Source organism: Pseudomonas sp. KU26590, assembly GCF_026153515.1.
Classification (GTDB): Bacteria; Pseudomonadota; Gammaproteobacteria; order Pseudomonadales; family Pseudomonadaceae; genus Aquipseudomonas.
Genome location: NZ_CP110644.1, coordinates 4777501 through 4802785 on the forward strand (window position 1 = coordinate 4777501; position 25285 = coordinate 4802785).

The following is a 25285-nucleotide window of genomic DNA, read 5'->3' on the forward strand; positions in this document are numbered from 1 at the left end:
ATACCGTCTCGCTCCAGCGTGCTGCGCAGCCCGGCGTCGACTTTCTCTGACGCGACAAACAGGTTGATGCTGTTCGGGCCGATCAGGGCGAAGGAGATGAACACCGGGTTGTAGGAGACATCGGCGCCACGCAGGTTAAACAGCCAGGCGATGTCATCCAGGGTGGCGAGGAAATGCCAGTCCGCGCCGCGCTCGGCCATCACCTTGCGGAGTCGAGTCAGCTTGTCAGGGCGGGTCTCGGTGGCGTGGGGCGCCGCGTGCTCATAGATAGCCTGGTCCGGCAACGCGGGCCGGTTGCTCCACAACTCTGTTAACAGGTCGAGGTCGGTACGAAGCCGCGCGCCTTTTTCGTACAGATTGGCAGCCAGCGTACGCGACGACGCCACCGCCAATACCGCGCCATCCACTGCAACGACAGAATCCGTCCTGGCTTGCTCGGCGAGCCATTCCAGTGGGCCGGTCTGACCCGGTTGCAACTTGACCAGTTCAATGTCGCTGCCTGCCAGCTCCTTGCTCGCCTGCTCCCAATAACGGCTGTCAGCCCAAAGACCAGCGAAGTCCTGGGTGATGATCAAGGTGCCGACGGAGCCGTGGAAGCCGGACAGCCACTGCCGCCCTTGCCAGTAACCCGGCAGGTATTCAGAGAGATGAGGGTCGGCCGACGGCACCAGCCAGGCGTCGATGCCTTCGCGGCTCATCAAGGCGCGCGCCTGCGCAAGGCGTTGCATCGCCACTCCTGTGGTTTTCGACTGCGTATTCATTGAATCTCCTGGTGACCCGAATTATTTGCATCGCAGACCCGGATAATGGAGCAGCGATCAAGGCTGAGCAACCGCAGCGCCGCATCCTCCTCAGGCGCGGCAATGAAGCGCTCAGGCAACTGCATCGCGTACCGATGAAATCTTCGGGTATATCACCGACTCATCCGTGTCGATTTATATATAAACAAACACTGTTCTATCTTTAACACTGCAACACTGCTGTGATCGCTTAATTGCGCGATTCAAACTCAGTCGGTGAGTGACCCCACTGCACAACTACGCTCGAATAAGCCGCGCAATAATCGAGCGCCATAAAACTGTTACCCCCTGCACGCGCCCAAGTTCTGACGTTGGAAAAACGTCTTTCTGGTCATTTTTGTTTAGCAGAGAGGCGCTCTGCGCGAGTGCCTAAAAAGCGTCACGCACCATGACGGGGCAGTGATGCTTTATTGACTATCAATAAAATCAAGGCTTTACGGACCTTGATGTCAGGCTTTTCAAAAAAATAACAGAATGATGGCGAAATAATTTGACAGAAACTCCGCCTCCGTCGATATATAGGCATGTCCAATGTTTTCCCGTTTTTGCAGTGCGGCCTTAGAGCCGTGCGCCGAAAGCATTCCGACTTAATTACCCTGCGACTGCCCATGAACTTAACGTTTTAAACGGTGTGAAATCAGCGCCGGTGGGCAGTTTTTGGTTCAAAGAAAGCTTTTTCGAATTGCTGAATGTGCTCGGCGGGGCGGTAGCTTTGCCCAACGCTTTAGTCAGCCAGTGCTGAATGAAGCCATCGTTTGAATGCACGCCTTATTAGCACAACGGCAGGATCTGCAGATTCGGGCGGTAGCGTGCCTGAAGCGCAATTCACGCCCTGCCCTGCACTCCTCACTCTCTACGAGGGCCTGATGCAATGCCTTTATCTTTCGACATGGATGAGCAGCTGGTTCAGCGACTGGCTGACGAAATCGATACCCACGGCTTTGCAAAACTGAACGCGGCCGTACCTGACACGGACCTGCAGCACTTGCGGGCCTGGACTGACGAGCAGGCGCAGAAACACCAGGGCGAATACTTTGCCTACCACGGTGAAGCGGCACTGAGCGAAAGCCTGCTGGCGAGCTACTGGTCTGACCCGCGATTCAAGACGCTGCTGGGTCGCCTCTATAAGCATGCGGCCCGCCGCGACGCCGCCAGTGACCGCATCTTTCCGGTGCTGCGCTGCGTGCAGGGCAATCAGGGCAAGCGCGAATCCAACAGCTTCCATTACGACGCCAGCCTGGTGACCGCGCTGATCCCGGTATTCATCCCCAGCGAAGGCGAAGGACGCGGCGACCTGATGCTGTTTCCGAACATCCGCCGGGTGCGCTCATGGGTGGTGTTCAACGTGATCGAGAAAGCCCTGCTGCAAAACAAGATGACCCGTGGCTGGATCATCAAGGGCATGCAGCGCAACTGGCTCAAGCCGTATGTGCTGCGCCTTGAGCCGGGCAGCGTTTATTTCTTTTGGGGTTATCGCAGCCTGCACGCCAATCAGGCCTGCAGGCCTGACGTGAAGCGCGCCACTGCGCTCTTCCACTTCGGCGACCCCCATGCAGGCAGCCTGGCCACCCGGATGATCCTGAAAATCAATCAGGGTCGCGCGCGGCGGATGAGCAACAAGGCAGGCAACCCGCCGCCAGCATCTACCCCCAACTGATTCGCTCGAACCTGGCGTTGACAGCCCGGCGTCAGACCAGCGCCACCGCATCACTGCCCAGAAAGCCTTTTAAAAGCTTTGCATCTGAAATGGAGAATTCGATGATCAACGTCACCAAGACCTACCTGGGCGATATCGACAAGTTCAAGGGCTACGTCGAGGGCATTTATGCACGCGGCTGGCTGACCAACCACGGACCGCTGGTGTGCGAGCTCGAGCAACGGTTGAAAGATTACCTGGGCGTCAAGCACGTCATCCTCACCAACAACGGCACCCTCGCCCTGCAAGTGGCCTATCGGGCGCTGGGCCTGAGCGGCAGCGCAGTGACCACGCCGTTCAGCTTCGTGGCCACCAGCAGTTCGTTGCAGTGGGAAGGCATTCGCCCGATCTTCGCCGACATCGACGCGCAGACCTGGAACATCTCGCCGGACCACATCGAGAGCCGCATTGTCTCCGACACCACCGCCATTGTCGGCACCCATGTGTTCGGCAACCCGTGCGCCGTTGAGCGCATCGAAGAAATTGCCCGTCGGCGCAATCTGAAAGTCGTCTACGACGGCGCCCATGCCTTTGCCGTGCGTCACGCCGGCCAATCAGTGCTCAACTGGGGCGACATCAGTACCTTGAGTTTCCACGCGACCAAGCTGTTTCACACTATTGAAGGCGGCGCGATCATCACCAACGATGACGAAACGGCACGCCGGGCTCACCTGCTGTGCAACTTCGGCATCGTCGACGTCGACAAGATCGACGGCATCGGCATCAACGCCAAGCTCAACGAATTCTCTGCCGCGATGGGCCTGTGCATTCTCGACGACATCGAGAACATTCTTCAGGAACGCGCTGAAATCGCTGACCGCTACACCACCCGCCTGGGCGATTACGTCGACCTGCAGCGGCCGGAAAACAACAGCCAGCTCAACCACAGCTATTACCCGATCGCCCTGCGCGACGAACAACACCTGCTGCGTGTGCGTTCTGCGCTGAACACTAACGGGATCAACCCGCGCCGCTACTTCTACCCGTCCCTGGACACCCTTGAATACTTGCAGCCGCAAGCCGCGCAAACCGCCTCGCGTTCCCTCAGTGAGCGCGTGATGTGTCTGCCGATTTACCCGGGCTTACTGCGCGACGATCAGGACCGCGTGATCAACACGGTGATCGCCGAAACCAGCGCCGCTCACTCGCCGTACCGTGTGCCGCTACTCGCGCAGGTCATGTAATGCCACCGCACCATTCACCGTGTTCGCCCGGAAGGACTTTCGATGTCAACCAAGCGCTCAGTCATACGCAACACTGCGTTGAGCTATGCAGGCCAGGCCTACACGCTGCTCGTGGGGATCCTGATCATGCCGTTCTACCTTGGCCATATGGGCGCCGAGGCATACGGACTGATCGGGTTCTTTTCGGTGCTGCAGGCCTGGCTGCAGTTGCTGGACGCAGGGTTGTCGCCGAGTCTGGTCAGGGCGGTGGCGCACCGCCAAGGCAGCGACGGACTGGATCACTACACCGGTCGCCTGCTGCGTTCGTTCGAGATCATCTTCCTGCCGCTGGCAGGTTTTTGCTGCGTGGCGATGTACGCCGGCAGCGAATGGATTGCCGTGCACTGGCTCAATGCACAGCAATTGTCGACCGAGACGCTGGTGCAGTGCATCGGATTGATGGGCATCGTGATCGCCCTGCGCTTGTTTTCGACGCTCTATAAAAGCGGAATCCAAGGCCTTGAACAACACGCATGGCTGAACATCGCCAACGTGATTATCGCCACGCTGCGCTACTTCGGCGGTTTGCTGCTGGTGAGCACGATCTCCAACGACCCAGTGCACTTCTTCGAATTCCAGGCGCTGGTGGGCTTGATCGAAGCGTTGATCTTTGCGGCCCGGGCCTATCAGCAGATGCCGACGCCGTCGCCGCTGACCGGTTTTGACTGGGATCTGGTCAAGCCGATCATCCCGTTCGCCGCGAGCATGTCTGGCACCGCGGTGCTGTGGATCGTGCTGACCCAGATCGACAAGGTGCTGCTCTCCGAGCTGTTGCCACTCAATGAATACGGTTACTTCTCGCTGGTGGCGCTGATCACCACCGGGATCATGATGCTCTCAAATCCTCTGGCGCAGACATTACTGCCGCGCCTCACCGTGTTGATGGCCGAAGGGCGCCGGGATGACATGCATCAGCTGTATCTCGCGGCCAACCGGTTTGTGTGCACGTTCCTGTTTCCCCTCGCGGCACTGATCGCGCTGCACGCCGACGCGATGGTGTTTGCCTGGTCGGGCGATCGCCCTGCCGCCGACTGGAGCCGGACGATTCTGCCGTGGTACTCGCTGGGCAGCGCCATCATGGCGGTCAGCACGTTCCAGTTTTACCTGCAATACGCCTACGGGCGGATACACCTGCATGTCTGGTACAGCGTGGTCTCAACGCTGATCACGGTGCCGGTGATGTTTCTGGCGATTCGCGGATATGGCGCTTATGGCGCGGCGATCGCCTGGTTCGTATTGCGGGTGGTGTCCTTCGCCATCTGGCCGGTCATCGTGCACCAGCGCCTGGCCCCGGGCATTCACAGTCAATGGCTGCGCGACATCATCCGCATCAGCGTCATGACCGGCGTGGGCCTGGCAATCACCGAGCCCTTGCTGCGCCTGATCGCCAGTGAAAGCCGCATCAGCATTTTCCTGGGTCTGGCCGTCAGCGGCCTGCTCACGCTGCTGATTGTGGCCGCCAGCTACAAGCCGCTGGTGATGAAGATTTCCGTTCTGTTCAGTAAACCCAGTGTTTAACTCCGAGTACCCAAGCCATGGATGCTATTAGCATTAAGACGAGCCCCTCGCCGTCCGCCGCGCCCTTGGTCAGCATCGTCTGTCCAGCCTACAACCAGGAAGCCTACGTCGCGCAGACGCTGGAAGGCTTCCTGATGCAGCAAACCACGTTCGCCTTCGAAATCCTGGTGAACGACGATGCCTCCACCGACGGCACCGCCCGCATCATTGCTGATTACGCCAAACGCTTCCCGACGCTGATCCGCCCCTTCTATCACGAGACGAATCAGTACTCGCAGAACAACTCGCCGGTGCCGCGTCTGTTCGGCGAAGCGCGGGGCCGCTACATCGCCTACTGCGAAGGCGACGATTACTGGACTGACCCGCGCAAGCTGCAGATCCAGGTGGATTTTCTCGAGAACAACCCGGATTACGTGCTGACCTACCACGACGCGATCCCCTTCGACATCAGCGGCCAATACCCGATCCAGCTGCAAGGCAAGCTGCGCGAGGATGCCACGGCGCTGGAGCTGCAGAAGGCGCGGCCGGTGTCGACGCTGACCACGGTGTTCCGCAACGTGTTCGATTCGTTGCCGCCCGAGCTGCGCGCCGCGCCGCTCAACGATCTGGTCTGGTGGTCGCTGCTCGGTGCCTATGGCAAGGGCAAATTCATGGGCGAGGTCAAGCCGGCCATGTACCGGTTGCACCCGGGCGGCGTGTTTTCCATGCGCTCCAACAAACGCAAGCTGCACATGGCGCTGCAGACCTCGGGCGCCCTGGCCAACTACTACAACCGGCTCGGTAATCAGGAGCTCTATGAGCACTTCCTGATGGAGCTGGTCGAGTACTCGCTGTCGGCGATCACCCCGAAACGCAAGATGCAGACGCTCCTGGCAGTCGGGCAGAACTTCGGCAGCAACATCAGCAAGAGACTGATCACCAGCCTCAGCAAAGGTCATGTTCAGTAACGTACTGGTGGTCTGCGTCGGCAATATCTGTCGCAGCCCCATGGCCGAAGCCATGTTCCGACAACGCGTGCCGAACGCGCGCATACAGATCTCGTCGGCCGGCACCCACGCCATGCTCAGTTCCACCATCGACCCGCTGGCTCAAGCCGTGCTGCACGTCAACGGCGTCAACGCCCACAAACATCGAAGCCGTCAGATCGACCGGCAGATGCTCCATGAAGCAGAGCTGATTCTGGTCATGGAGCATCGTCAGACCCAGAGCGTCCTCAAGCTGGCCCCCGAGGTACGCGGCAAAACGTTTCTGATTGGCAAATGGCAACAAGCGCTGGAAATCGCCGATCCCTACCGGCGCCCGAAACTAGCCTTTGAACAGACCTACGAGCAACTTTCGCGTTGTGTCGACGACTGGCTTCCTTATCTTCAGTCAGGAGATCCAAGATAAATGACCGCTATGAACCGTACTTCTCTGGACGAGGTCCAGGACTCCCGGATCGATTTGGCGACTATCTTGCGCACACTTTTCGATCACAAAGGATTGATTGCGTCGATTGTCGGCATCTGCCTCCTGCTCGGTGTCACCTACGCCATTCTGGCGACGCCGATCTTCCAGGCCAACGCGATGATTCAGATCGAGCCGCGCAAAGTCGGCATCGAGGGCCGCACTGAAGTCTCCAACAAGCCGCTGTCGGTTTCCCAGGCGACCACCGAGATCGAGCTGATCAAATCCCGCGCGGTGCTGGGCAAGGTCGTCGATGACCTAAAGCTGTACATCGTGCAGAAGCCCAAATACATCCCGGGCCTGGGCAGCTACATGGCGCGTCGGTTCAAGCCGGAGCGTGAAGGCGCGCTGGCCGATCCGATGTTCGGCCTGAGCAGCTACGCCTGGGGCGGCGAGAAAATCGACGTCTTCCAACTGGAGGTGCCGGATGCACTGCTGGGCGAAAAGATGACCATGGTGGCGGGCAAGCCTGGCACCTTCACCCTGTATGACGAAGACCGCAACAAACTGCTCAGCGGCCCGGTCGGTCAGACCGTCGAAGGCAGCGGCATCAAGATCCAGGTGGCTGCGCTCAATGCCCGTCCGGGCACCGAGTTCGCCGTGGCGCGTCAACGCACCCTGACCACCGCGCTGGATTATCAGGACCGTCTGAAAATCATGGAAGCGGGCAAGGACTCCGGGATCGTCTACCTGTCGATTCAGGACCCCGACCCGGCCCTGGCCAAGCGCATCCTCAACGAAGTGAGCCGCCTGTATGTGCGTCAGAACGTCGAGCGCAGTTCGGCTGAAGCCGCCCAGCGTCTGGAGTTCCTGCGTTCGCAATTGCCGGCGGTGCGCAAGCAGCTGGAGCAGTCCGAAATCGCGCTGAACAACTTCCAGATGGGCGCCAAGTCGGTTGACCTGAGCGTTGAAACCAAGTCGGTTCTGGATCAGGTGGTCAAGCTGGAAGGCACCCTGTCGGACCTGAAAATGAAGCGCGTCGACGTCGAGCGTCTGTACACGCCAGAGCATCCGACCTACCGCGCCCTGATGACGCAGATCGGCCAGGTTGAATCCCAGAAAGCCGCGCTGCTGAAGAAGATCGAAGCCCTGCCGGCCACGCAACAAGAGCTGCTGCGCCTGAACCGTGACATGCAGGTGACCTCGCAGACCTACACCCTGTTGCTGGACAAGAGCCAGGAGCAGGACATCCTGCGCGCCGGCAGCATCGGCAACGTACGCATCATCGACAACGCTGACGTCAACGTCGAAGAGCCGGTCAAGCCGATGCGCAAAATCATCGTGCTGGTCGCCGCCCTGATCGGTCTGCTGCTGGCCGTTGCCACCGTGTTTGTGCGTCAGGCGTTCTATCGCGGCGTGGACAACCCGGAAGTCATCGAAAATCTCGGCATGCCGGTGTACGCCTCGCTGCCGTATTCGCGCCTGCAGGAACGCATGGAAAAAGCCGCGCAGAGCCGTTCGGCGAACAAGGAGCCGCGCCTGCTGAGCGTCAGCGCGCCGACGGAACTGGCGATCGAAGCGTTGCGCAGCCTGCGCACCAGCCTGCACTTCGCGATGCTCGAAGCCCGCAACAATGTCCTGATGATTTCCAGCCCGACGCCGGGCGTGGGCAAGTCGTTCGTGTCCAGCAACCTGGCGGTGATCATTGCGCAGACCGGCAAACGCGTATTGCTGATCGACGCCGACATGCGCAAAGGCTACCTGCACAAGATGTTCAACCTGACGCCCAAGCATGGTTTGTCGGACACCTTGGCCGCACGTCTGGGCAGCAAGGAAGTGATCAACCATACCGAAGTGCGCAACCTGGACTTCATCTCCTGCGGTTACGCGGCGCCGAACCCGTCCGAGCTGCTGATGCACGACAACTTCAACAGAATGATCAGCGAACTGTCGCCGCTGTACGACTTGGTGATCATCGACACCCCGCCGATTCTGGCCGTGACCGATGCCACGCTGGTCGGCCGCCAGTCCGGCACCTGCCTGCTGGTGACTCGCTTCGGCCTGAGCACCGCCAAGGAAATCGAAGCGTGCAAACGCCGCCTGATCCACAACGGCATTCTGATCAAGGGTGCGATCTTCAACGGTGTCCTGCGCAAGGCGTCGACCGCCGACTACGACTGCGCCGCCTACGGTTACGACTACACCACGGTCCGCAAGTAAATCGACAGGCACCCCAAGGAGAAACACATGGCCAGGACCCTTGCAGTGATGCAGCCTTATCTGTTCCCCTATCTGGGTTACTTTCAGCTCATTGCTGCCGCAGACGTCTTCGTCCTGGGAGACGATCTGCACTATGTGCGCTCTGGCTGGGTCAATCGCAACCGCATCCTGCACAACGGCGAAGCGAAGCTGATCAGCTTCCCGTTGAAAAAAGACCGTTTTCAGTTGCAGATCAATCAGCGCCAACTGTGTGACCACTTCAGCGATGAAGCGCCACGGCTGATCGACCTGCTCGCCGAGAGTTATCGAGAGGCGCCCTACTTCGCGCAGGTCATGCCGCTGGTGGAGCGGCTGATCCGTTTCCCGCAGCAGAACATTGCGCTGTATGCCGAACACGCCATTCGTGAAATGTGTGCTTATCTACACATCGTGACGCCGATCCTGCGCAGCTCGGACCTGATTTTGGGTAGCGCTGCGGACAAGCAGGAGCGCATTATCCGCATCGCTCACACGTTTGAAGCCACCACGTTCATCACCCCGGAAGGCGGATCGGTTATATACGACCGTGATCACTTCGCCCGCAACGGCTTGCTGGTGCGGTTCTTCCGGATGAACCCGTTGGTGTATCGGCAGTTTCGGCAACCTTCTGTCGCCAACCTGTCGATCATCGATGTGCTGATGTTCAACTGCGTCGAGCAGGTGCAGCAGATGTTGACCGAATACGGGCTGGACAAAAATCCACCCTGCGCGGGGCCGGGCATGATGCACGGGCTGGCGCAAAAACCTGACGTTGTCCTGACCGGGTCGCACCGGATCGCAGTGGAGTGAAGTGTATGTCTGAAGTCGTCAATCGCGCCTGTGGCTCCGCGCGCTGGTATCTCATCCAGACCAAACCCCGCCAGGAAGCACGTGCGGCAGAGCACCTGCAACGTCAGCAGTTCGAGTGTTACCGCCCGGTCAAGCACGGCGAGAAAAAACGCGGCTCACGGGCGCCGGCCGAAGAAGAGCTGTTCCCCGGCTACCTGTTCATCCACATGGACCAGGCCAGCGACAACTGGTACCCGATCCGCTCGACCCGAGGCGTGGCGCGCATCGTCACCTTCGGCGGCCTGCCGGTTCCGGTGCAGGATGAGCTGATCGAACAGATCCGTCAGCGTCTGTTGGCGCCGCCGGCCAGGGTCGCCTTTCAAGAAGGTGAAACGGTGCGAATCACGGCCGAGGGCTTCAACGACGTCGAAGCAATCTTCCTCGCCGCCGACGGTGATGAACGCGCGGTGATTCTGCTCAACCTGCTGCAGCGCGAGCAAAAGATCACCCTGCCGGTCAGCAGCCTGTCGCGGATGCAAGCGCAGGCTTAACCGAGCCTTACTGCCCTTCAACTTCTTACACCCCTGACCCACACATCCTGATTCCCACGGGGCTGATGCTTTCAGCCTCTTGACCCCCCTTCGCCCGGAACTCGCCATGACCCAGAAAACCACGCTGGTGACGCTCACCTATGGTGATCGTTTCAACTACCTGCACACGCTGGTCAGCCGCTCGCTGGAGAGCCCGCTGATCGATCGCGTGATCATCGTCAGCAACGCGTCCACCGCGCCGCTGGACACCCTGCGCAGCACCTGGCCGAATCAGGTCAGCGTGATCTACATGCACGAGAACACCGGTTCCGCGCGGGGTTACTCGGTGGGGATTCAGGCCGCACTGGACGCCGGCGCCGAGCACATCTGGCTGATGGACGACGACAACGCGCCGACCATCAACGCCATCGCCACCCTGCATCAGGTGCTTGAAGAACGTAAGCGCGTCGACGGCGAAGACAAGGCCGCCGTGCTGGGCTTTCGTCCGACCCATCAGGCGGACATCGCCGCTGGCGTACCGAACCGCTTCGCCATTCAACGCCGCTCGAGCTTCTTCGGTTTCCACATCGCGCAACTGCCGTACAAGATCTGGCGCCGACTGCCGTGGGGGGCGCCGCAAAGCCCGCACAGCAAACTGCCGCTGGTGCAGTTGCCGTTCGCCACGTATGGCGGCCTGCTCGCCCACCGCAATCTGTATCGCCGCATCGGTCTGCCACTGGACGCCTTGATGCTTTACGCCGATGACAGCGAATACACCTTTCGTATCACCGCCGGTGGCGGCCGGATCTTCCTGGTGCCGGATGCGTTGCTCGATGACCTGGAAAACTCGTGGAACATCAAGGCGCGCACCAACAACATCTACGAGAGCTTCCTGCTGGGCGGCTCGGACTTGCGCGCCTACTACGGCGCGCGCAACCAGGCCTGGTTCGACAAAAACATCTGGGCCAATTCGTCGCTGCTGTACGGCCTCAACCGCTGGGTGTTCTTCCGCCTGCTGCGGCTGATCGCCAAGCGACGCGGTGCCGAGGAGCGCCTTGGCCTGATCGAGCAAGCCATCCGCGACGGCGAGTCCGGGGTCCTGGGTCTGAATCAGTCGTATCCACTATGAAAATACTGTTCATCAGCAGCCTGTATGCCCCTCACATTGGAGGCGGCGCGGAAATCATTCTTCAGCGGACGGTCGAAGGCCTGCAGCAGCGCGGCTGTGAAGTCAGCGTGCTGGTGACCGGTCCAGACGCGGGCCTGAGCGTTGAAGCGGTGAACGGCGTCAAGGTCTACCGCGCCGGCCTGCGTAACTTCTACTGGCATTTCGGTACGCAACGGCCTGGCCGTCTGGCGCGCCTGGGCTGGCACCTGCGCGACCGCTACAACGGCGCAATGCGCCGCTACGTGAAACAGGTCATCGGCAACGAGCAGCCGCAGCTGGTGGTCTGCCACAACCTGGCCGGCTGGTCGGTTTCGGTCTGGGACGAGATCACCGCCACAGGGTTGCCGATCGTGCAGGTGCTGCATGACATGTACCTGATGTGCCCGAGCGGCAACATGTTCAAGCGCGGCCAGTGCTGCCAGCAGCAATGCGGCAGTTGCCAGACCTTTCGCAGGGGCCACGACGCGCGCTCGGCGCAGGTCGCGGCGGTGGTCGGGGTTAGCCGCTTCATCCTTGAAAAGCTGCAGCTGCGCGGTTATTTCAGCGCCGCCAGCCCGTACGTCGTGCACAACGCCAGCCCGTTCACGCCGCCGACCGCCTCGCCCCATCAAAGGCGGCAAGCGGACCTGGTGGCAAAAAAAGCGCCGTTGCGCTTCGGCTACATGGGCACGCTGTCCCATCAGAAAGGCGTGGCCTGGCTGATCGAGCAATTTCAGCGACTGCCTTTCGACGCCACGCTGCAGATCGCAGGCCGTGGCCAGAATGATGACGAAGCCACGTTCAAGGCGCTGGCGACTTCGTCGAGGATCAGCTTCGTCGGGTATCAGAAGCCTGAAGAGTTCTACCTCCAGATCGACGTCGCCGTGGTGCCGTCGCTGTGGAACGAGCCGTTCGGCATGGTCGCGGTCGAGGCCTGCGCCCACTCGGTGCCTGTGATTGCCAGCCGCATGGGCGGTTTGCCGGAGATCATTCAGGACCCGCTCAACGGCTTGCTGTGCGACCCGCAGGATCCCGACTCACTGGGCCAGGCGATGTTGCGCTTGCATCAGAACCCGGAATTACTCGCGCGTCTGAGCGGTCAGGCGCGGGTCAGCGTGGCGTCGTTACTGAACCTTGCGTTGATGCTCGACAGTTACCAAAGCATTTTTGCCCAGACGCTGCTGGACGACGTCGCCCAGCGCAACCGGCATGCCCTGCCGCACCCGGTTTGAGCTGCACCCGTTTTGAACACACCGGCATGCACCTTCGTCATGCCGGGATTACCGCCGACGGCCCGAGACCTACCTGAGCAAGCGCTCCGGACCGTGCCTCTTCATTGAGACAAGCCATGCCCATCCCTTACCTGTCCCGGCTACGACGACCCTCGGCGGTCCTGTTGCTGGGCTTGTTGATCAGTTGCATCACGCGGGCTGACGAAGCGTTCATCATCGGCGTCGACACGCACTTGATGAACAAACCCGGCACCTCCGCCCGCGCGTTGCAGCTGCTGAAAGCGGCGGGGGTCGACTCGGTGCGCGACGACGCCTACTGGTCCAGCGCCGAGCCCCGACGAGGGTTGTTGAAGATCGAGCCTTCGTGGCAGTCATTCCTGAGCACAGCACAGGAGCACAGCCTGCGGCCGCTGTTGGTGCTGGGCTACGGCAACCCGTTTTACGAGAACTACGCCAAACCCCGAAAACCCTCGATGCGCGACGCTTTCGGCAACTACGCCAGCTTCGTCACCCGTCAGCTCACCGACAGCGTCGACTTCTACGAGATCTGGAACGAGTGGGACAAGGAAAACCCGGTCGACCCAGGGTTCGCCAAGGACTACAGCCTGCTCATCGAACAAACCGCCCAGCGCATTCGCGCCAATCAGCGGCCGATGGTGATTCTGGCCGGCGCCGTGACCAGCCAGGGCATGGACCTGGGGTTTGCCGACCGGCTGGTGGAGTCGGGGGTGCTCAACCATGTCGACGGGCTGTCGCTTCATCCGTATGTGTATTGTCGTTCGGATGAGCGCAACACCCCGGAAAACTGGATTGCCTGGCTGCGGCGGATCAGCGAGGACTTGAAGGACAAGAACCACAACAAAGGCCCGGTGCCGCTGTACCTCACCGAAATGGGCTGGCCCAGTAACGAAGGGCGCTGCGGCGGTGATGAGAAGATTCAGGCGGCGTTCCTGGCGCGCAGTTTCTTCCTGGCGCAGACGATGCCCAACATCAAGGGCATGTGGTGGAACGGCCTGCTCAACGACGGTCCCGACGGCACTGACCCGGAGCAGAACTTCGGTCTGCTCCATCAGGACCTGAGCATCAAGCAGGCGTACCTGACGCTGAAGGCCATCAGCCCGACGCTGCATCAGTTTCGTTACGACGCTGAAAAGAGTCGCGAAATCGACTCGCAATACCTGCTGCGGTTCGCCAAGGGTTCGGAACAGATCATGGTCGCCTGGACCGCCGGGCTGCCGCGATCGATCAAGGTCGACGCCAGCAGCGTGCTGGGCGGCAACGTGCAATACATCGACACCCGCCAGCCGCAACACGGGCTGGTCGACAGCGGTATCCCGTGGAACTGCAACGACGGGCGTTGCTCGGCGCAAGTGCCGATTGATGACTTCCCGAAAATAATAAGCCTGGGCACACGCCCGGCACTCTTTGCCTTGCCCTGAGTTCTGCCTTTTTTATTCCGGCCCGCCTTTCGAGCGCCCCTTCATTCAGGGTGCTGACGCCCTCTTTCACTCAGGGCGCTGACGGCTCTGCGCACGACCCCTTTATCTCTTCTACAGGTCGACCCCAATGATTGTGATCAATGCACGTTTTCTGACCCAGGAATTGCGTGGTGTTCAACGCTTCGCCGAACAGATCTGCCTGGCCCTCAAGCAACTGCGCGAAGACGTCGTGTTTGTTGCCCCCCATGGTATTCAGATGCACGAGAGCGCCAAGGCCCTGGATGTGCAATGCATTGGCAGCCACAGCGGCCACCTGTGGGAACAACTGGACCTGCCGCTGTACCTGCGCCGTCAGGGCAACCCGCTGCTGATTTCCCTGTGCAGCACCGCGCCGCTGTTGTACGGCAATCAGATCGCCACCCACCACGACGTCACCTATGTGCGTCACCCGGAAAGCTACACGCGCACGTTCCGCCTGCTCTACCGGACCATGACGCCGATCATGCTGTCGCGGATCAAATCGCTGCTGACGGTGAGCGCCTTCTCCAAGGGCGAAATCTCGCAGTTTTACAAATTCCCGGAGAAGAAAATCTTCGTGGTGCCCAATGCCGTCAGCGGTGCGTTCCAACCGGGCCCGCCGCTCAAAGAGCAACAGGACTACCTGCTGGCGGTGTCTTCGCCCAGTGCACACAAGAATTTCAGCCGGATGATTCAGGCGTTCCTGCTGCTGCGCGGCCACGATGATCTGCAGCTGCGCATCGTCGGTGGCGCCAGCGGGATCTTCAGCGACGACAACCTGCAACGCCTGGCCAGTCGTGACCCGCGCATCCGCTTTCTGGGGCGCCTGAGCGATGAGGAACTGATCAGCCAGTACCAGGGCGCAACCGCCTTTGTGTTTCCGTCGCTGTATGAAGGCTTCGGCATTCCGCCCCTGGAAGCTCAGGCGTGTGGTTGCCCGGTGCTGGCAGCAAACGCGGCGTCGATTCCTGAAGTGCTGCAGGCCAGCGCGCTGTATTTCGACCCGCTGGACATTGACCACATGGCCGCCGCCATGGGACGCATTCTGACCGACATGCCGCTGCGCCTGTCCCTGCGCCGACGCGGGCTGAACAACGTCACGCGGTTTTCCTGGGAAGAGTCGGCACGACAGGTGTCCCAACGCATCGACGCGCTACTGAGTCCGGCCAGAGACCGACGCAGCAGCCAGGGCAGCGATGCCCTGGGTCGCGAATCGTCCAGCAACTGAGGCACTGCAATGAAACGCCTTGCCTATCTCGACGCATTGCGCGGCATCGCCGCCTTGATGGTGGTCTTCACCCATTTGTACGAACCGGTCATCGGTCACGACTGGGTGCTGGATTACCTGATCGACCCCGGCAAGTTAGGGGTGCTGTGGTTTTTCATGATCAGCGGCGTAGTGATTCCCTACAGCCTCAAGCCGGTGCCCGACGGCGCCCGCCGCTTTCTGATCTCGCGCTTCATGCGCCTGTACCCGGCCTACTGGCTGTCACTGGTGCTGTTTGTGCTGATGCTTCAGTTGACCGGCGCGCCGCTGCCGCCCTGGCCGCAGATCGTCGCCAACCTGACGATGGTGCAGACGGCACTGGGCTTCAACGACGTGATCGGCCTGTACTGGACGCTGTTCATTGAACTGGTGTTCTACGGTCTGTGCCTGGGGTTGTTCATCGCCGGCAAGCTCTACGACCTGGCGTACCGGGCGCGCTGTTCGCTGGTGTTTCTGCTCGCTGCGCTGGCGTTGGGCATTGCCCGCGCGCTGACCGAACACAAACTGCCGGTGGCGCTGCCCCTGGCGTTGTCGCTGATGTTCTTCGGCTCGGTGTGGCGCCAGTGGTTGCTGGCTGAACACAGCGCGGCGCTGACGCAGAACCTGAAAATGCTGTTTGTTGCCTTCACCGTGCTGTTGCCGCCGACGCTGATCATGGCCTACAGCGAAGACATGGGCACCGGCGAAACCTGGGGGCGTTACTGCTTCACCTACGCCGTGGCCATTGTCAGCTTCGTGCTGCTGACCCGCAGTGTGCGTCTGAATCACCCGGCGCTGGTCTGGCTGGGCGCAGTGAGTTACACGCTGTACCTGCTGCACCCGTCGATGGGCATGCTCAGCGCATTCCTGCTGCGCGGCACCGACGCACCGGCCCTGCTGGTGGCGCTGGTCGCGACAGTGCTGACCCTCTGCGCCGCCCATCTGTGCTTTCGCTGCATCGAACACCCTTTCATCCAGCTCGGAAAACGCCTCAATAACCGCAACGCCAAGACGCAGCCTGTGAGCGTCTGATTTAGCGCCTGCGCACATGGAAAGGCATGGAATCGCCCTCGCGAGCTTCGCTCGACGTGCCGGGCGTCCCTCAGCCGTTAATGCAGAGAATTCCAATGAAAATTGCAATCGTCCACGACTGGTTGGTGACGTACGCCGGTGCCGAAAGGGTTTTGGCATCGCTGATCAACATCTGGCCCGAGGCGGATCTGTTCTCCGTCATCGATTTCCTTAGCGACCAGGACCGCGCCCAGTTGGGCGGCAAAGTCGCGAAAACCACGTTCATCCAGCGCCTGCCCAAGGCCAAGACCAAGTACCAGCGCTACCTGCCGCTGATGCCGATGGCCATCGAGCAACTGGACCTGTCCGGTTACGACCTGATCATCAGCAGCAGCCACGCGGTGGCCAAAGGCGTGTTGTGCGGGCCGGACCAGTTGCACATCAGCTACGTGCACTCGCCGATCCGCTACGCCTGGGACCTGCAGCATCAGTACCTCAAAGAGGCGAACCTGAGCAGCGGCCTGAAAGGCAAAGTGGCGCGGATGATCCTGCACTACATGCGCATGTGGGATCAGCGCACTGCCGCCGGTGTCGATGACTTCATCGCCAACTCGCACTTCATTGGCGCGCGCATCACCAAGGCCTATCGTCGCGAATCCACGGTGATCTACCCGCCGGTGGACACCCGCGGTTTCGCGCTGCAGGAACAGAAGCAGGATTACTACTTCACCGCCTCGCGCATGGTCCCGTACAAGCGCATGCCGATGATCATCGAAGCCTTCGCGGCGATGCCGAACAAGCGCCTGGTGGTGATCGGCGACGGTCCGGAAATGGAAAAGGCCAAGGCCGCTGCCGCCCACGCGCCGAACGTCACGCTGCTGGGTTATCAGCCGTTTGCGGTGTTGCAGGAACACATGAGCAACGCCAAGGCGTTCGTGTTTGCCGCCGAGGAAGATTTCGGCATCAGCCCGGTGGAAGCCCAGGCCTGCGGCACGCCGGTCATCGCGTTTGCCAAGGGTGGCGTGGTGGAAACGGTCTGCGGTCTGGATCATCCGCAGCCGACCGGCGTGCTCTACCCGGAGCAGAGCGTGGCGTCGCTGATGGCCGCCATCGAGACGTTCGAGATCAACGGTTCACGCATCACCGCGCAAGCTTGCCGGACCAACGCCGAGCGCTTCAGCGAAGCCCGCTTCGAACTGGAAATGCGCCAGTTCGTCGAGACCCGCCTGACTGCTGCCCGTCAAAGCCGCCAGCCTGCGCCCACCCGGCCGATCCAGATCGCGCCGACGCTGGTCAGCAGCGACCTCTCCGCCCGCGTTGTTCCGATCAAATCCGTCTGAGCGAGCCCAGCCTATGCGCACTCCATTAAGGGGCATCCTGCATGCCCATTCATCGTCGCTGTCCGTCGCTCACCGGCTGCTCGATCTGGCGGTCATTGCGGTCGGAGGTTATGGCGTCAACCTGCTCACCGGCACGCCGATGAGCAGCGAAGCCTGGATGCAGATTCTGCTGGCGGCGGTGTCCTTTCACTGGCTCGCCGAATACCACCAGCTGTACGGCTCGTGGCGTGGCGAGCGCATCGTGCGCGAGCTGCTCAAGGTCGCCAATTACTGGGGCCTGGCGTTCGTGCTGTTGCTGTTCGTCGACTACCTGCTGCTGCAGCCCGACGACCTGGCGGACGACAGCCAGATGGCCTGGTTTGCCATCGTACTGCTGGCGTTGTGTGGCTACCGTCTGGCGATTCGTAGCGTGCTGCACACCTTGCGCGCCCAGGGTTTCAACACCCGGCGCGTGGCGATTGTCGGTACCGGTCATTGCGGCGAACGCCTGGCCATGTCGATCGAGCGCGCGCCGTGGATGGGCCTGAACCTGTTGGGCTTCTATGACGAAGCGCCGCAACAGATCGACCTGGCGCGCATCGGCCGACGCATTCCGGTGCTGGGCGATCTGGATGAACTGATCCAGGACGCCCGCAATGGCAAGATCGACAAGGTGTACATCACCCTCGAACTCGGCGCACAAGAACGTTTGCAGGCACTGATCAAAGGCTTGAGCGACACCACTGCGTCGGTCTACGTGATCCCGGACGTATTCATGTTCGAGCTGCTGCACGCCCGCAGCGAAAGCATCAATGGCCTGCCGAGCATCAGCATTTTCGACTCGCCCATGGACGGCGCCTGGAGCGTGGTCAAGCGGCTTGAAGACATCGTGCTGTCGAGCATCATCCTGACGATGATCGCCCTGCCACTCATGCTGATCGCCATGGCGATCAAGCTTACCTCCCCCGGCCCGGTGCTGTTCCGTCAACGCCGATACGGCCTGGACGGACGGTCAATCATGGTCTGGAAATTCCGCAGCATGAGCGTGCAGGAAAACGGCAACGTGGTCACCCAGGCCACGCGCAACGACAGCCGCATCACGCCACTGGGCGCGTTCCTGCGGCGTACCTCGCTGGACGAGCTGCCGCAGTTCTTCAACGTGCTGCGCGGCGAGATGTCCATCGTCGGCCCGCGCCCCCACGCCGTGGCGCACAACGAGCAGTACCGCAAGCAGGTGTCGGGCTACATGCTGCGGCACAAGGTCAAGCCGGGCATCACCGGTTGGGCACAGATCAACGGCTGGCGCGGCGAAACCGACACGCTGGACAAGATGCAGAAACGCGTTGAATTCGACCTGCAGTACATCGAGCACTGGTCGGTCTGGCTGGACCTGAAAATCATCCTGCTGACGCTCTTCAAAGGCTTCGTCAACAAGAACGCTTTCTAAAAGAAAATCTGCCAACAACAATAATAATAATGGCCAAGGGCTAGTAAGCTTGGCGGGAGGTGCCCGGGTGCATGAACGAATGTGATCCGATGTTCGGTGTAAGTAAGGGATGCAAAGAAATCACTGCGGTGCCAGTACGCACCTATTAGTAGGATGAGAAGGAACATTCATATGAAAGTAACGTTAGCGGTCGTGCTGCTTTCCAGTCTGGTGTTGCAAGGCTGCGCATTCGCCCCCGGTCAGTACATGTCTTACAGCGATGTCACCGAAAAAGACCCAGACGGTCCCCAGGTCACGCTGATCAACATTACCCCCGCCACCCTGGCGCAGCAGCAGAAGACGGCGGACGCAGCGGCCAAACCGCTGCCCCCGGAACTGCTGAATTACAAGACGCCTGAATACATCGTCGGCCCGGGCGACGCCTTGCTGGTGACCGTTTTCGAACACCCTGAACTGACCGCGCCCGGCTCCCAGGAACAACTGGACGCCAACAGCCGTGAAGTGCTGAACGACGGCACCGTGTTCTTCCCGTACGTGGGCCGTATCCAGGCCGCCGGCAAGACCGTTTCGCAGATCCGCGACCAACTGCGCATGGGTCTGGCGCCGCAGTACACCGAAGTGAAAGTCGACGTCAAAGTGCTGCGTTACAACAGCCAGCGCGTCCTGCTCTCGGGTGCCTTCAAATCGGCTGGCCCGCAACCGATCACCAACATTCCGCTGAGCCTGGTTCAGGCCATCAGCCAGGCCGGTCTTGATTCCACCGACGCCAACCTTGCCGGCCTGACCCTGCGTCGCGACGGCAAGGATTACGTGATCGACGTGGACTCGCTGAACCGCAAGGATTCGCAGATCAGCAAGATATTCCTGAAAGACGGCGACTACCTGCACCTCAACAGCAACTCGAAGAACAAGATCTACGTGCTGGGCGAAGTTCAGCGCCCACAAGTGATCTCGTTCAGCACCACCAGCGTGACCTTGCTGGAAGCGCTCGGCACCTCTGGCGGCTTGAGCCCTGACGCAGCCGATGGCGATGCGGTGTATGTGATTCGTGCACAGGACGCCACCCACGGCGCGACGGTGTATCACCTGTCCGCGAAGAAGCCGACCAGTTATGCGCTGGCGAAAGGCTTTGAACTGGCGGCCCAGGACGTGGTGTTTGTCGGCCCGGCCAACATCACCCGCTGGAGCCGTTACGTGAGCCAGTTGCTGGGGTCGAACAACATCATCCAGACGGGTGCGATGTTCAAGAATTGAGTGCCAGCTTCAAGCGACAAGTCTGAAGCTTCAAGCTGACAGCAGAGCAACAGAGGAATCCCCGCAGTGGTCCGACTGCGGGGATTTTTTTTGCGCGGGATTTGGTACGTGGAAGTGTTGCCGGGGCAACAGTGAATCAACAGATGGGTGGGTGTGAATCAACAGCCGGGGAGTTGCAGCGATGCGTATTCGCTGGATTCACGGGGACGGCAGCACATGGCGAGCGCTGGCACGCATGCTGCTTTAGTACCGTCAAAGGGTCTTCACGCCCATCACTTTCGCGTTGAACGCGGCCTGCACGGTGCCAAGCACCTCGGGTGACTGACCCCAAGGAAACAACACATGTTGGTAGTCTCGATTTCAGGTAGCCCTTCCCCACGATCCCGCTCCGGCGTGGTGCTGCAACATGCTGCGCACTGGCTCAAGGACCGTGGCGTCGAACTGAACGGCGTGCGTATTCAGGATTTCAACGCCGAAGACTTGCTCTACGCCAAGTTCGACAGCCCGCAGGTGGTGGCTTTTATCGAAGCGGTGGCAAAGGCAGACGGCTTGCTGATCGGCACGCCGGTGTACAAGGCGTCGTTTTCGGGGGCGTTGAAGACGCTGCTCGACCTGCTACCGGAGCGGTCACTGCAGGGCAAAGTGGTCTTGCCGATCGCCACGGGGGGGAGCATTGCGCACATGCTGGCGGTGGATTACGCGTTGAAGCCAGTGCTGTCCGCGTTGAAATGCCAGGAAGTGCTGCATGGGGTGTTCGCCATCGATAGCCAGATCAGCTACGGCGAGAACGCACTGGGCGGTGATCTGGATGAACTGCTGACCCAGCGTCTGCATGAGGGTCTGGATCATTTTCTACTGGGCCTGCAACACCGGACCCATGCGCGTCACAAGGAAGCGGGCGGGCATTTGAAACTGGCGTTGTAAGGTTTGGGACTCAACCCTGACGTGCTTTCGAAGGGACGCTGACGTCGGCGTTCACTTCACCACGGTTATCGAACGCGTGGGCGCGTTGCAGTTGTGGCTGCTCCATCAGTTGCGCCTTGCGGGCCTGGAATTCGTCGTAGGACAAGCCGCGACGGTTGAGGTCTTCCAGGGCCAGCTGGTGGGTTTCTTCAGCGCTGTAGGGACGCAGTTCGGGATGATTGCCAGCGGCACAACCGGCGAGAACGGAGGCGGAGAGTAACAGGGAGAGGGCAAGAAGACGGTTCATTGGGAGCCTCCATTCGGCTCGTTTCTGGAATGAAGCCAAGGCTACGCCCCGGGCCTTTCCAGCAGAAATCAGTCGTCTTGATAGTGGCTATCGGTTTGGCGCGCAATTGTGTGTTCCGCGATCTATCTAAGTGTAGAGTGCGCCGGCCTAACGGCCTCCGGTTTCGCCTTCGGCGAGTTACTTGGAAAAGCACCCCAAGTCGCGTTTGGCGGTGACTGGACTTTTTGCATTCGAAGATCAAGATCAAAAGCTTCCCGGCTGAAGCCGGTCCTACGGACACCGCGCACCCACTGTAGGACCGGCTTCAGCCGGGAAGAGGCCGGCATGACCGTCATCAATTTTTGGCAAGGTACGCCTAACACGTGCGTCGGGGATAAACCCTGTGAAGCTGCTCACTTCCACAGGGTTCAGGGTTGACCCTGAGAAATGATCAGACCAGAAAGTGCCACAACAGCGACGTGCCGATCAGCCCCACCACCGAGACAATGGTCTGCAGCACCGACCAGACCCAAATGGTCTGCTTCAGTTGCAGGCCGAAGTACTCGCGGACCATCCAGAATCCCGCGTCGTTGACGTGGCAGAAGAACACCGAGCCTGCCCCGATCACCAGCGCCACCAGTGACGCTTCCACCGGCGCCAGCCCGGCCATCATCGGCGCAAGAATGCCCGCCGTGGTGGTCGTCGCCACGGTAGCCGAACCGGTCGCCTGACGCAGCGCGACCGCAATCAACCACGCCAGCAGCAGGTACGGCATGTGCGCGCCTTCGGCCACTTTGCTGATGGTCTGGCTGACCCCGGCGTCCAGCAGCGTCTGCTTCAAGCCGCCGCCCGCGCCGATGGTCAACAGCAACACGGCAATCGGCGCGAGGCTTTTACGCAACGTGCCGCCGACTTGCTCACGGGAGATACCATTGGCCCAGCCCAGACACACCGTCGCCGCCAGTACCGCGATGCCCAACGCCACCAGCGGTTCACCGAGGAATTTCAGCGTCAGCGCGATGTTGCTTTCCGGCTCCATGGCGATTTTCGCCAGGGTGCTGCCGAGCATCAGAATCACCGGCAACAGAATAATCAGCAACGAAATGCCGAAGCTCGGCTGACGCGTAGTGCTGGATTTGGCCGAGAACAGCTCGCCCAACTCCGCTGGCTCTTCGATGTGCATGCGCCTGGAGAGCCAGTTGCCATACAGAGGACCGGCCAGAATCACCGCCGGCACCGCCACGCAAAAGCCCAGCAACATGGTCAGGCCCAGATCGGCGTGCAACGCAGCGACGGCGATCAGCGGCCCCGGGTGTGGCGGCATCAAAGCGTGCAGAGTGGTCATGCCGGCCAGCGCCGGAATGGCGATTTTCAGCAGCGGCTGATTCGACTGCCGCGCCATGACGAAGATGATCGGCACCATCATCACCAGGCCCACCTCGAAGAACAGCGGCAGGCCGATGACCATGGCCACCAGGGCCATGACCCACGGCAGCTTCTTGCCCTTGCCCAGCCCCAACAGCGTCGACGCAATGCGATCGGCCGCGCCCGATTCGGCCATCATTGCACCGAGCATGGCACCGAGGGCGATGATGATCCCGGCCTCACCGAGAATACCGCCCGCGCCCTTGCTGAACGCCTTGGCCACTGCCTCCGCTGGCAACCCCGCCCCTATCCCTGCGATAAATGTACCCACCAGAATCGACAGAAACGGCGGGAGCCTGGTCGCGCTGATCAGTACAATGATGGTGGCAATGGCGATCAGGCAGCAGATGATCAGGCGGGTGTCATGCAAGACCCAGGCAGCAGACGACAAATCCAACGCGGAACCCCTTATCGTTCGGTTTTTATCTCAAGATGGTTTGAAACAATATGTTTCAACCGGCCGAACCATACCGGATGCGGCATTGCGTCGCAGTTAAATTTTTACAGGATCTGGCTGATTAGCCATGGGGCTCTGACTTGGAACGCCCCTTACGTTGTGGGAGCGAGCTTGCTCGCGAAGGCGGCATTTGAATCCCGCGCGCATTCGATAAGCACCTCGCGCAACCCCTGGGCCGCTGCCGATAACTGATGGTCTGCCTGGGTCATCAAACCGATGCGTCGCTCGATGCGCGGGCTTTCCAGCGCAATGCAGCGGGCGCCGAGTTCTTCCATCTGCGCGATGCACAACGACGGCACGGCGCTGACGCCCAAGCCGTTGGCGACCATGCGCCCGACCGTCGACAGCTGATGGCTTTCGAACGCCACCGACAGCTTGCCATGCTGGCTTTGCAGGTCCTGCTCCAGCAGCAAGCGCACGGCGGACGGGCGTTGCAGGGTGATGAAATCATGACGCAGCAGTTCGTCCCAACTCACTTCGCGGCGTGCGGCCAGTGGAGAATCCTTCGGCACCACCGCGACGAAGCGGTCCATGTAGAACGGCGTGAAGATCAGGTTATTGCCCGCCTCGGGCTCGAAGCCAATGCCCAGCTCCACGCGCCGATGCCCGACCATTTCCACCACCTGTTCGTTGATCACGTCGTGCACCGCGACGTTTACCCTCGGGTAGCGCTCGCGAAACACCTTCAGCGCGATCGGCAGAAGATTGCCCGCGTAGGACGGCATGGCCGCCACCGACACCTTGCCCATCTGCAGGGTGAAACGCTGACGCAGCAGTTCTTCGGTGTTGTCCCAGTCGGCGAGCAACTGCCGGGCAAGAGGCAGCAAGGCCTCGCCCTCTGGCGTCAGGCTGACGTTGCGCGTAGTGCGGGTCAGCAATTGACCGCCCAGGTCTTCCTCCAGCGCCTTGATGGTCAGGCTCAACGCCGGCTGCGACACATGCAGCCGCTCCCCCGCCTGAGCGAAACTCAAGCACTGCGCCACCGCCAGAAACGCCCGAAGCTGTTTCACGTTCATATATTTAGATTACTTATCAATCGATCAAAAAAACAAAATTAACAAATCAGTGCCTGCGAGAGAAGATGCGACCAACGCTATCCGATGCTTAGCTTGTCGGACACAACTACAAATAAGGCGGGATCTCACCATGGCTGGACTCGACAAACGCGTGGCAACCTACGCTGAAGCCCTCGCCGGGCTGACCGACAACATGACCGTGCTGTCCGGCGGCTTCGGACTGTGCGGCATCCCGGAAAACCTCATCGCTGAAATCAAACGCATGGGCGTGAAGGGCCTGACGGTGGTTTCCAATAACTGCGGCGTCGACGGCTTTGGCCTGGGCATCCTTCTGGAAGACCGGCAGATCCGCAAAATGGTCGCGTCCTACGTCGGTGAAAACGCCCTGTTCGAGCGCCAGTTGCTCAGCGGCGAGCTGGAAGTCGAACTTACCCCCCAAGGCACCCTGGCCGAAAAAATGCGCGCAGGCGGCGCCGGCATTCCCGCTTTCTACACCGCCACCGGCTACGGCACGCCTGTCGCAGAAGGCAAGGAAACCCGTCAGTTCAACGGCCGCAACGTGATCCTGGAAGAAGCCATCACCGGCGACTTCGCCATCGTCAAAGGCTGGAAGGCGGACCACTTCGGCAACGTGGTCTACCGTCACACCGCGCAGAACTTCAATCCGGTGGTGGCCACGGCCGGCAAGATCACCGTGGTGGAAGTTGAAGAGATCGTCGAACCCGGCGTGCTGCTGCCCACCGAGATCCATACCCCCGGCATTTATGTCGATCGCGTGATCCTGGGCACGTTCGAGAAGCGCATCGAGCAGCGAACCGTCAGAAAAGCCTGACGTCAGCATCGTCCTCGAACCGATTTTCCCCTTTGTATCTCCGGTTTCCGCAGGCCGGACAGAATAAAAGAGA

The 25285-nt window shown here is 60.6% G+C and carries 22 protein-coding genes (1 of these 22 cut by a window edge); 18 read left to right on the plus strand and 4 right to left on the minus strand.

Annotated elements, in window-relative coordinates; genetic code table 11:
• Positions 1-761, minus strand: the start of a protein-coding gene (locus OKW98_RS21280) for an aminopeptidase P family protein (protein WP_265386529.1). 1048 nt of this gene lie to the left of the window's left edge; the window shows 761 of its 1809 coding nt (coding positions 1-761); its start codon is at positions 759-761; its stop codon lies beyond the left edge, outside the window.
• A gap of 910 nt (positions 762-1671) precedes the next feature.
• On the opposite strand from OKW98_RS21280, the gene OKW98_RS21285 reads away from it, so the two are divergent.
• From OKW98_RS21285 to ssuE, 17 genes are all read left to right on the plus strand, one after another.
• A complete protein-coding gene (locus tag OKW98_RS21285) occupies positions 1672-2457 on the plus strand; it encodes a hypothetical protein (protein WP_265386530.1) in 786 nt (261 codons plus the stop codon).
• Positions 2458-2558: 101 nt separating this feature from the next.
• Positions 2559-3680 (plus strand): DegT/DnrJ/EryC1/StrS family aminotransferase, encoded by a 1122-nt coding sequence (locus OKW98_RS21290; protein ID WP_265386531.1) that lies wholly within the window; start codon positions 2559-2561, stop codon positions 3678-3680.
• A gap of 42 nt (positions 3681-3722) precedes the next feature.
• Positions 3723-5237: a lipopolysaccharide biosynthesis protein gene (locus tag OKW98_RS21295; RefSeq protein WP_265386532.1), complete on the plus strand. Its 1515-nt coding sequence runs from the start codon at positions 3723-3725 to the stop codon at positions 5235-5237.
• Positions 5238-5254: 17 nt separating this feature from the next.
• Positions 5255-6184, plus strand: coding sequence for a glycosyltransferase family 2 protein (locus OKW98_RS21300; RefSeq protein ID WP_265386533.1), 930 nt, complete (start codon positions 5255-5257; stop codon positions 6182-6184).
• Entirely contained in the window at positions 6174-6626 is a 453-nt protein-coding gene (locus tag OKW98_RS21305; RefSeq protein WP_265386534.1) for a low molecular weight protein-tyrosine-phosphatase, read from the plus strand. The genes OKW98_RS21300 and OKW98_RS21305 overlap by 11 nt, the downstream gene beginning before the upstream one ends.
• Positions 6627-8843 (plus strand): polysaccharide biosynthesis tyrosine autokinase, encoded by a 2217-nt coding sequence (locus OKW98_RS21310; RefSeq protein WP_265386535.1) that lies wholly within the window; start codon positions 6627-6629, stop codon positions 8841-8843.
• Positions 8844-8870: 27 nt separating this feature from the next.
• Positions 8871-9671, plus strand: a complete 801-nt coding sequence (locus OKW98_RS21315; RefSeq protein WP_265386536.1) for a WbqC family protein — start codon at positions 8871-8873, stop codon at positions 9669-9671.
• 5 nt (positions 9672-9676) lie between these two features.
• The gene (rfaH, locus tag OKW98_RS21320) at positions 9677-10201 is read left to right on the plus strand and encodes a transcription/translation regulatory transformer protein RfaH (RefSeq protein WP_265386537.1); all 525 of its coding nucleotides are present in this window, start codon (positions 9677-9679) and stop codon (positions 10199-10201) included.
• Between the two features lie 106 nt (positions 10202-10307).
• Positions 10308-11309 carry a glycosyltransferase gene (locus OKW98_RS21325; protein WP_265386538.1) on the plus strand — a complete coding sequence of 334 codons (1002 nt, stop codon included), beginning with the start codon at positions 10308-10310 and terminating at the stop codon, positions 11307-11309.
• Positions 11306-12559 (plus strand): glycosyltransferase family 4 protein, encoded by a 1254-nt coding sequence (locus tag OKW98_RS21330; RefSeq protein WP_265386539.1) that lies wholly within the window; start codon positions 11306-11308, stop codon positions 12557-12559. The genes OKW98_RS21325 and OKW98_RS21330 overlap by 4 nt, the downstream gene beginning before the upstream one ends.
• Before the next feature lie 116 nt (positions 12560-12675).
• Positions 12676-13998: a hypothetical protein gene (locus OKW98_RS21335; RefSeq protein ID WP_265386540.1), complete on the plus strand. Its 1323-nt coding sequence runs from the start codon at positions 12676-12678 to the stop codon at positions 13996-13998.
• Positions 13999-14125: 127 nt separating this feature from the next.
• Positions 14126-15244 carry a glycosyltransferase family 4 protein gene (locus OKW98_RS21340; RefSeq protein WP_265386541.1) on the plus strand — a complete coding sequence of 373 codons (1119 nt, stop codon included), beginning with the start codon at positions 14126-14128 and terminating at the stop codon, positions 15242-15244.
• Between the two features lie 9 nt (positions 15245-15253).
• Positions 15254-16294, plus strand: a complete 1041-nt coding sequence (locus OKW98_RS21345) for an acyltransferase family protein (protein WP_265386542.1) — start codon at positions 15254-15256, stop codon at positions 16292-16294.
• 95 nt (positions 16295-16389) lie between these two features.
• Positions 16390-17613 (plus strand): glycosyltransferase family 4 protein, encoded by a 1224-nt coding sequence (locus OKW98_RS21350; protein WP_265386543.1) that lies wholly within the window; start codon positions 16390-16392, stop codon positions 17611-17613.
• Between the two features lie 13 nt (positions 17614-17626).
• Complete coding sequence (locus OKW98_RS21355; protein WP_265386544.1) at positions 17627-19039, plus strand: undecaprenyl-phosphate glucose phosphotransferase; 1413 nt, start codon at positions 17627-17629, stop codon at positions 19037-19039.
• A 171-nt stretch (positions 19040-19210) separates the two neighbouring features.
• Positions 19211-20293 carry a polysaccharide biosynthesis/export family protein gene (locus OKW98_RS21360; RefSeq protein WP_265386545.1) on the plus strand — a complete coding sequence of 361 codons (1083 nt, stop codon included), beginning with the start codon at positions 19211-19213 and terminating at the stop codon, positions 20291-20293.
• Positions 20294-20635: 342 nt separating this feature from the next.
• A complete protein-coding gene (gene ssuE, locus OKW98_RS21365; protein ID WP_265386546.1) occupies positions 20636-21217 on the plus strand; it encodes an NADPH-dependent FMN reductase in 582 nt (193 codons plus the stop codon).
• 10 nt (positions 21218-21227) lie between these two features.
• On the opposite strand, the gene OKW98_RS21370 is transcribed toward ssuE, so the two are convergent.
• The 3 genes from OKW98_RS21370 to OKW98_RS21380 all read right to left on the minus strand — a co-directional run bounded on the left by OKW98_RS21370 (position 21228) and on the right by OKW98_RS21380 (position 24380).
• Positions 21228-21503: a hypothetical protein gene (locus tag OKW98_RS21370; protein ID WP_265386547.1), complete on the minus strand. Its 276-nt coding sequence runs from the start codon at positions 21501-21503 to the stop codon at positions 21228-21230.
• A gap of 430 nt (positions 21504-21933) precedes the next feature.
• Positions 21934-23304, minus strand: a complete 1371-nt coding sequence (locus tag OKW98_RS21375) for a gluconate:H+ symporter (RefSeq protein ID WP_265386548.1) — start codon at positions 23302-23304, stop codon at positions 21934-21936.
• Positions 23305-23456: 152 nt separating this feature from the next.
• Complete coding sequence (locus OKW98_RS21380; protein WP_265386549.1) at positions 23457-24380, minus strand: LysR family transcriptional regulator; 924 nt, start codon at positions 24378-24380, stop codon at positions 23457-23459.
• A gap of 130 nt (positions 24381-24510) precedes the next feature.
• On the opposite strand from OKW98_RS21380, the gene OKW98_RS21385 reads away from it, so the two are divergent.
• Positions 24511-25212, plus strand: a complete 702-nt coding sequence (locus OKW98_RS21385) for a CoA transferase subunit A (protein WP_037013408.1) — start codon at positions 24511-24513, stop codon at positions 25210-25212.
• Positions 25213-25285: the final 73 nt, after the last annotated feature.

Bases quoted from the DNA above. Each gene is read 5' to 3' on its own strand.
- OKW98_RS21350 (WP_265386543.1), top strand. From the start codon at position 16,390: ATGAAAATTGCAATCGTCCACGACTGGTTGGTGACGTACGCCGGTGCC.
- OKW98_RS21340 (WP_265386541.1), top strand. From the start codon at position 14,126: ATGATTGTGATCAATGCACGTTTTCTGACCCAGGAATTGCGTGGTGTT.
- OKW98_RS21370 (WP_265386547.1), bottom strand. From the start codon at position 21,503: ATGAACCGTCTTCTTGCCCTCTCCCTGTTACTCTCCGCCTCCGTTCTC.
- OKW98_RS21295 (WP_265386532.1), top strand. From the start codon at position 3,723: ATGTCAACCAAGCGCTCAGTCATACGCAACACTGCGTTGAGCTATGCA.
- OKW98_RS21300 (WP_265386533.1), top strand. From the start codon at position 5,255: ATGGATGCTATTAGCATTAAGACGAGCCCCTCGCCGTCCGCCGCGCCC.
- OKW98_RS21325 (WP_265386538.1), top strand. From the start codon at position 10,308: ATGACCCAGAAAACCACGCTGGTGACGCTCACCTATGGTGATCGTTTC.
- OKW98_RS21385 (WP_037013408.1), top strand. From the start codon at position 24,511: ATGGCTGGACTCGACAAACGCGTGGCAACCTACGCTGAAGCCCTCGCC.
- OKW98_RS21345 (WP_265386542.1), top strand. From the start codon at position 15,254: ATGAAACGCCTTGCCTATCTCGACGCATTGCGCGGCATCGCCGCCTTG.
- rfaH (WP_265386537.1), top strand. From the start codon at position 9,677: ATGTCTGAAGTCGTCAATCGCGCCTGTGGCTCCGCGCGCTGGTATCTC.
- OKW98_RS21355 (WP_265386544.1), top strand. From the start codon at position 17,627: ATGCGCACTCCATTAAGGGGCATCCTGCATGCCCATTCATCGTCGCTG.
- OKW98_RS21335 (WP_265386540.1), top strand. From the start codon at position 12,676: ATGCCCATCCCTTACCTGTCCCGGCTACGACGACCCTCGGCGGTCCTG.
- OKW98_RS21330 (WP_265386539.1), top strand. From the start codon at position 11,306: ATGAAAATACTGTTCATCAGCAGCCTGTATGCCCCTCACATTGGAGGC.
- OKW98_RS21305 (WP_265386534.1), top strand. From the start codon at position 6,174: ATGTTCAGTAACGTACTGGTGGTCTGCGTCGGCAATATCTGTCGCAGC.
- OKW98_RS21315 (WP_265386536.1), top strand. From the start codon at position 8,871: ATGGCCAGGACCCTTGCAGTGATGCAGCCTTATCTGTTCCCCTATCTG.
- OKW98_RS21310 (WP_265386535.1), top strand. From the start codon at position 6,627: ATGACCGCTATGAACCGTACTTCTCTGGACGAGGTCCAGGACTCCCGG.
- OKW98_RS21360 (WP_265386545.1), top strand. From the start codon at position 19,211: ATGAAAGTAACGTTAGCGGTCGTGCTGCTTTCCAGTCTGGTGTTGCAA.
- ssuE (WP_265386546.1), top strand. From the start codon at position 20,636: ATGTTGGTAGTCTCGATTTCAGGTAGCCCTTCCCCACGATCCCGCTCC.
- OKW98_RS21380 (WP_265386549.1), bottom strand. From the start codon at position 24,380: ATGAACGTGAAACAGCTTCGGGCGTTTCTGGCGGTGGCGCAGTGCTTG.
- OKW98_RS21285 (WP_265386530.1), top strand. From the start codon at position 1,672: ATGCCTTTATCTTTCGACATGGATGAGCAGCTGGTTCAGCGACTGGCT.
- OKW98_RS21290 (WP_265386531.1), top strand. From the start codon at position 2,559: ATGATCAACGTCACCAAGACCTACCTGGGCGATATCGACAAGTTCAAG.